Source organism: Prevotella sp. TCVGH (genome assembly GCF_023522295.1).
In the GTDB taxonomy this organism is placed as follows: domain Bacteria; phylum Bacteroidota; class Bacteroidia; order Bacteroidales; family Bacteroidaceae; genus Prevotella; species Prevotella timonensis.
The window spans coordinates 1-6,815 of the sequence record NZ_QFFX01000096.1 but is presented as its reverse complement, the minus strand read 5'-3'; the positions used below and the strand labels follow the sequence as shown (position 1 = coordinate 6,815).

Annotated in this window: 5 protein-coding genes; 4 read left to right on the top strand and 1 reads right to left on the bottom strand. The window is 40.7% G+C overall.

Features of this window, described 5'->3' with window-relative positions; genetic code table 11:
- Positions 1-141 precede the first annotated feature (141 nt).
- Positions 142-918, top strand: a complete 777-nt coding sequence (locus DEM91_RS11750; protein ID WP_249859038.1) for a hypothetical protein — start codon at positions 142-144, stop codon at positions 916-918.
- A gap of 14 nt (positions 919-932) precedes the next feature.
- Complete coding sequence (locus tag DEM91_RS11745; RefSeq protein WP_195252502.1) at positions 933-2,798, top strand: SusD/RagB family nutrient-binding outer membrane lipoprotein; 1,866 nt, start codon at positions 933-935, stop codon at positions 2,796-2,798.
- Between the two features lie 100 nt (positions 2,799-2,898).
- On the opposite strand, the gene DEM91_RS11740 is transcribed toward DEM91_RS11745, so the two are convergent.
- Positions 2,899-3,882 carry an IS982 family transposase gene (locus DEM91_RS11740; RefSeq protein ID WP_195252503.1) on the bottom strand — a complete coding sequence of 328 codons (984 nt, stop codon included), beginning with the start codon at positions 3,880-3,882 and terminating at the stop codon, positions 2,899-2,901.
- 39 nt (positions 3,883-3,921) lie between these two features.
- Here DEM91_RS11740 and DEM91_RS11735 point away from each other — a divergent pair, with 39 nt between their 5' ends.
- Both DEM91_RS11735 and DEM91_RS11730 read left to right on the top strand, forming a co-directional pair.
- Positions 3,922-5,325: a retropepsin-like aspartic protease gene (locus DEM91_RS11735; protein WP_249859037.1), complete on the top strand. Its 1,404-nt coding sequence runs from the start codon at positions 3,922-3,924 to the stop codon at positions 5,323-5,325.
- Between the two features lie 48 nt (positions 5,326-5,373).
- Positions 5,374-6,732, top strand: a complete 1,359-nt coding sequence (locus DEM91_RS11730; protein ID WP_004381092.1) for a hypothetical protein — start codon at positions 5,374-5,376, stop codon at positions 6,730-6,732.
- The last annotated feature ends 83 nt before the right edge of the window (positions 6,733-6,815 follow it).

Below are 6,815 nucleotides of genomic sequence, written 5' to 3'. Positions count from 1 at the left end.
GCCGGAGGCGCGAAGCCTCCGAAGAGCGGCATCCGACTTGTCTCCGTGTGTTAGCCTTTGCAAACATAGTAACTTAATTCTCCCTATAGTACTCCTGTCGCACATTTTGAAGGTCCGAGCGGTGACCCACGCAATGGCAAGATGTTGATACGCTATGACCAGCAATACGGGAAACCACATAGCGTTGCAATGTATTCGCCAGTGACACTGTATGATCAAGGAAAGAGAGAACGCCACATCCTTGGAAAGGTAGAGCCCGACTTCACGTTGAGTCTCAACACATCGTTATCTTGGAAACAGCTTGACTTGTACATTCAAGGCGATGGTCGCTTTGGTGGTAACTATTACTCTAATCTATGGAAGTATACCGTACCAAGAGGAAACTTGAAATCAACACTCGTTGGACGTGACAAGGAACATGGTGGAATCGCCCGTATCAACTACAAGGGCGAGACAGTGTACGATGGTTTGATGCTTGATGCAGTATTCGAGGAAGGCGCAAAAGCTCCTGTACAAAATGCAGACGGCACACCTGGAGCTTTAGTAGACGTTGGAGGCATGACTTATGCTGATGCCATTGCACAAAAGAACATTGTGCCAGTGATGACAGGATCATGGTATGCTTGGAACTATGGATGGGGTATGCCTGCGTTTCCAGAGGCCATACAGGACAATACCTGGTTCTGTCTGCGCGAGATAACCTTAGGTTATCGCTTGCCAGAGAAAATATGCAAGAAGTTTGGAGCTAATTATTTAAGGCTCGGATTTACGGCTCGTAACGTATGCTACCTCATTAATAAGCTCACTGATGGGCTGAACCCTATGTCTATTTCCAGCAACAACCCGTTGCAGCCCATGGACATTGGAGCAGTACCATTCTATCGTACCTATGCGTTTAATTTAACTGTAAGATTTTAATTATTCCGAATCCTATGAAAAAATATATATTGATAGTCGCCAGCTTGTTGGCTACCTTTGGAATAACCAGTTGCTTAGACGACTTCCAAGATTTAAATACAGACAAAGAGAAGTTGCCTACTGCAACCCCAGCCAACGCTTTTATGGGAGCCACGCTCAACTTCAACAACTGTAGTCGTGCACACCTTTTAGGTAAATACAGTGGCACGATGACCTATATGCAATATATTGTTTCTGCAGGTGGACCATCGGCAGGAACGTACATCTCGCTTGATAAGACTGGTCGTACAGAACCATTCGCCCCAGCATACACGTATTATTACACGGCGAACGGTGATAACTTCGGCGGTTTTGGCTTGCGTTTGGATTATCTCATTACGCAAGTTATTCCAGTTCAAAACGAACCAGAACGCTTTGCTGATATAGGCGCCATAGCTAAAATGTTGCTCTCTTACGAACAATGGTTGATTCTTGACACGTATGGTGCAGCACCTCTCACTGAAGGTTTGAAGGCGCAGACCGAACGGCTCACTACTCCTAAGTACGATTTGTATCAAAAAGCAATTGACGGTACACCGATGTATAAGAAGTTAGATGCCATAGTAAAAGAGTGTGTAGCTACGCTCAAAGCTTCGAACGATAAGCAGGTGCAATTGAAGGATGCAGATTTCTTCTATGGAGGCGACATTGCTAAGTGGATTAAGTTTGGTAACACGTTGCGAGTAAAGATGGCACAGCGATTGGAGAAAGCGGACAAGGCTTTCTATAATAGCGTGATTGACGAAGTGTTGACATCACCCAGCAATGTTATCGGTTCTTACGACGAGTCGTGCATTTATCATCATCCCAATGATTACAACAATAACACTGATGATATTCAAGATATCACCAGTCGATATGTGGCATCGCGCGCATTCGTCTCATTCCTTGAGACGTATGACGACCCGAGATTACCTATTTTGGTTCGTCGTAACGGCTTTGGCACTGGTAACAACAACAAGGAAAATGATGATTGGTTTGACACATTCAAGAAAGAATATCCTAATTACGAGAAATCCTACAAGGGCTTTATTGACAGATATGTAGGGGCGTCAGCTAATCCAGACAGTGCTACCAGTGAGTATTCGCGGAATGCATACATGACCTTGCCTTATCACAAAGCGGATGGTACAGAAGCCAATTTGGAAATAAGAATGAACTCACAGGTGGAAAGCCGTTTCTTCGTCAAGAACGGTGGTATTCGAGGCAACAACAACATGCCAGCTCGTGCCATCGAAGACACAGAGTTTATGATTAATCAGGACAAGATGTCTACTTTTACGCCGATTATTACTTATTCGGAAACTTGTCTAATGTTAGCAGAGATAGCCTTGAAGAAAGGTAGCGCAGTTGCGGGTAAGGATGCCAAAGCTTGGTACAGAGAAGGCGTGAAGGCTTCTATGGAACAATTCAGAACGTGGGCTACCAATATGTGGGTGACAGCCCAAGTAAACGATAAGGCTGCCAATTATAACCCTATCACGGATGAGAAGATTGCAGCTTATCTTGATCGCCCAGAGTTTCAGAACGTCACGTTAGAGAAGATAATTTCTCAGCAATGGGTGAATTTATTTGTGCAACCAGAGGAGATGTGGGCAACTTGGAAACGAACAGGCTACCCAAAATTTAAGGATCAGCCAGTACCCGAAGATGGAGTGGCATTCCTTGAATCGATTAAGTCTGCAGGTACTGCATTGGTGATTCCACGCAGAAACTCTCTACCAGTTCCAAACGATTTGAATATTGACAATTATAATCAAGCTGTCAGTGCATTGAAGAGTGATGCGAAATATGGTGCAGATGTCGATAAGACAGAAGGTCGTATTTGGTGGGATCAATGACAGTGATCTTCGAGGATAGTATGACTTACTCATAAAATAAAGAGGAGTTGACCGCAAATAGGGTCAACTCCTTTTTATAACTTGTAACCCGTTGGCGGAATTAATTTAGTGCATACTTAATTCTGCCAATGGGCCTGTTGTTAATGAAGTTTACGTATTGCAGAATGGTGAGTGCACTAATTTTGCCAATGATTCTGGCAAACAAACCATTCGTTATTTTCGCATAGTTCCTGATGACCAAGAATTGGTCTGTAAGTTGCGAGAATAGCGTTTCAATTCTCTTTCTTGCCTTTGCCAACGGTACGAATGTCGGTTTCCATTCCTTTTGGTTGTGCCGATATGGACACTCCAGTTTTATGTGTGTAGTCTCGAACAGGTCAAGCTGTACGTCAGCTCCAACATACCCCTTGTCGCCAAGGATGCTACAGTCGTGATAAGTATGTTTTACATCCATATAATGGAGGTCAGCCACACTTACTTTTGACAGATCGTAGGAATGGATAACTCCGCTTAAGCCACAAAGTGCATGTAACTTATAGCCAAAATAGTATGTATTCTGCGAAGCACAGAAACCAAAGTCGGGAGCTTGCGAGAAATCACTGGTACATCCCATCTTACAACGTTTTCCTCTTGCTACTCTACAGACCTCTATTGGCTTGGAGTCAACAAAGAACTGTTCCTCTCCGCCATCCATTTCCATGGCTATCCTCTTGCGAAGTTCCTCACACAAGCCAGCTGTTTTCTTTCTACGGTCATTGAATTGTCTCCTTGATATGAGATTGGGAATGCTGTCCTTGTACTCTTGCAGTTTATAGTCGCACAGCCACTTCTCGCTATCAATGCTCTCTGCCTCTGCCGTCAGGGATAATGCTACCACTTCCAAGTCCGAAAACTTAGGAACAGGACCACGACCACGACGTGGAACGTTACCCGATTCGTTGACGAGATTTTCAGAGAATTGCTTGCATATCTCAAGTATTTTGATGAATTTTGTATAAAGGTTGTACATACGATGGTTTAAACTTAACGTTTTGAATACTACTAAGTTACTAAAAATCAATGATATGTACAACTTTTTATTCATGTTTATCAACTTAAATTAATTTAGCCAACGGGTTAGGATATGAAATATTTACGCCTATTTATTTTATTGACCACTCTTGCATTATCTCGACCGAGCCTCGCACAATTGCAAAAACAAGCACAATTAAGTCGATTTTTCGATGCTTTAAATTCTGGCCGATTTTCAGAGTTGGGGCAAATATATGCCCCAACGGATTCAGTGGCCCCTTCCGTCAAGTTAGCAATTCAAGCTTTTACAGAGGTAGGTAAGAATCGCTATGATTTGGCAATTGATCTGTTGTGTAAAAACCTTAGGACTAATTGGAGATTGTATGGTGATGAAGCACTGTCGTTTTCAAACCTTTTGATGAATTTGTATGTTGCTGAAAGGAGGTATGATGATGCAGAATGTCAGTATGATTGGCTGAAGAATACCTATGCACCTGCTCAACTACAATATTATCAGAACCTAACACTTAATAACGCGGTTAGCAAATGTATCGAAGAAACATATAAGTTCTTAGAAGAAAATCGTAAGATACCACAAATGCGCATCGTATGCAAGGGTGAGCCTAAGCCAATAAAGTTCATCCTTGACAGTCATATTAAAACGCGTTTGAAAATCAATCAGACTTCGGAAATGTTTTTATGGGATACTGGGTCAGAGGGCGCTTTGCTAATACCTCATAGATATGCAGATGCCTTAGGTCTTGATTACAGAAATAAGAGCGTTAATTCTAAGGACGCACAGGATCCGCTTATTATTGTAGATTCTCTAATGATTGGCAATTTCACCCTTTACAATGTTCCGGCTTTTATTCATGATATGGTAAATCCTATTCCAGCCTTGTATGACCGTCGTGCATCTGAAAAAGAACTTCATGATGCTTTAATGGTGTATGAGGCCTCGAATATTCCCATAATAGGGTTGCCAGTCATTAAGCATTTGGAGAAGCTAGGGATAGACTGGAAAAATAATTGCTTCTTCTTTCCCAAGAAGACGTTACCGGCCCCTACCTTGCAAGAACAAATGTTTGTTACCGGTGTCAAGTATTCAAAGTTGATAACACCATTTTCCATAAATTCTGTAAGGGCATTAGCAATGATTGACATAGGCAGTACAACCTTTGCAGATATGCATAAAAATTTGGTAAACGCTTATCCCACGCGGTTTTCTACAATAAAAGATGTAAATGCTCATTCCTATAGCCTTACTTTGTATGGGGTGAGTGATACGACAAATGTGTTCTTAGTAAAACCTTCTTTAACTTATGCCAATCAATTACTGTTGCCTAAGGAAAGATTAAAAGTAATAGGCTATAGAGATGAAGACCAAGATATGAAATCCTGGGATGTACAATTGGGATACCCTTTTTTCAAATCCTTGGGAGAAGTAATGGTGTTAGATTTTAAAGAGATGAAATTAAAGATCTGGAGAAAAAGTGATGCTATTCACTTGCACTAAAGAATAAAAGTTTTCGAGTGGAATTTAAATAAGTTATAAATAAAGAGTATGAAGAAATTTAGCTTACTAACATTAGGGTTGTTGGCTTTATGTACAATTTCCACGATGGCACAAAGCTATCAATCTAAAATGGAACGATATGGTGGGCTCATCACTGAGGGAAGATTTTTGGAAGCGTGTCAGCTGTTCACTGACACAGATTCAGTTTCACCTTTTATCAAACTTCATAAGCAAATACTGGCAGCAATCGCCCAAAATCAAAATCGTTTGGCAATCAGCTTGATAGATGAAAATTTAAGGTATAACTGGATGGCATATGGTGCTGATGTGTTGTATCTTTCTCGTGAACTCCTAAACCTCTGTAAGGCAGAAGGAATGCATGATAAGGCTGCATCGCATGTAGAATGGCTGAAACGAGAATATTATCTTTCCCAAAAGGCTTATTATAATGATGCGGAATATAATAAATCGGTTGAAAAGCTAATCTCAAGCGGAGAACAACGCCTAAGAGAGCGGAACTTATTACCGCCAGTACATGCAATTCGCAAAGGTAAAAGCCAAACCATCAAGTTTACTGCAGTGCCACTTCTCAAGACACCGATTAAAGTCAACGACAAATCTTTAGAAGGCTTATGGATGACTGCGACACCTTATCCAATGATAATTACGCATCAGGTTGCTAAGCAATTGGGATTGGTGGTGGGTGCGGATAGTGTAGCAGGTTTCCCTGTTGTTTACTTAGATTCTATTCGTATTGGCAGTATTCTATTTAAGAATGTACCTGCGTTAGTTTCGAAGGTTGCCACCCCTACAAAAGGCATTGATAAGCATAAGTTGTCAAAGAAAGAGGCAAAAAGAATAAAGGAGATTTATGCTGAAGCAAATAAACCAAAGATAGGACTTCCTATTATCAGGCAGTTAGAAACGATAGCGATAGACTGGAAACGGCAGGAGATTAGTTTTCCTGTAGATAGTCTTCCAAATGCAGATGTAGAAGAAAAAATGTATTTTGCATATGTCGATTATCCTTATTTGTTTATGCCAATTACGATAAGTAAAAAAACAGCTATTGGAAAGATAAGTACAGGTGATGTTGTTTATATTAAGATGTGTGACAAGTTCTATAAGAAGCACCAGTTTCCATCGGAAAATTGGAATAAGAGCATGTATGTAACAACTGATGGTAATGCTGTTTCTATTCCGAATTTAATATTAAAGTCACCTTCATTAACTATTAATGGTAGGCCAATAGATACAAAGGAAAAAATAGACATTGTACCAGAAACAACAACTAGCTATGATGTTCTATTAGGCTTGACTTTCTTCCAATCAATAGGACAAACTATAGTCTTTGACTTTAAGCAGATGAAGATAAAAGGTTGGAAAGAAGGAATATCTGCCAAATAGAGTATTTTGGCTTATATGACAAAAATGTGCATAATTTAGAGTCGTTTTCTTTTATGTGACAAAAATGTGCATGGAATCTTCTG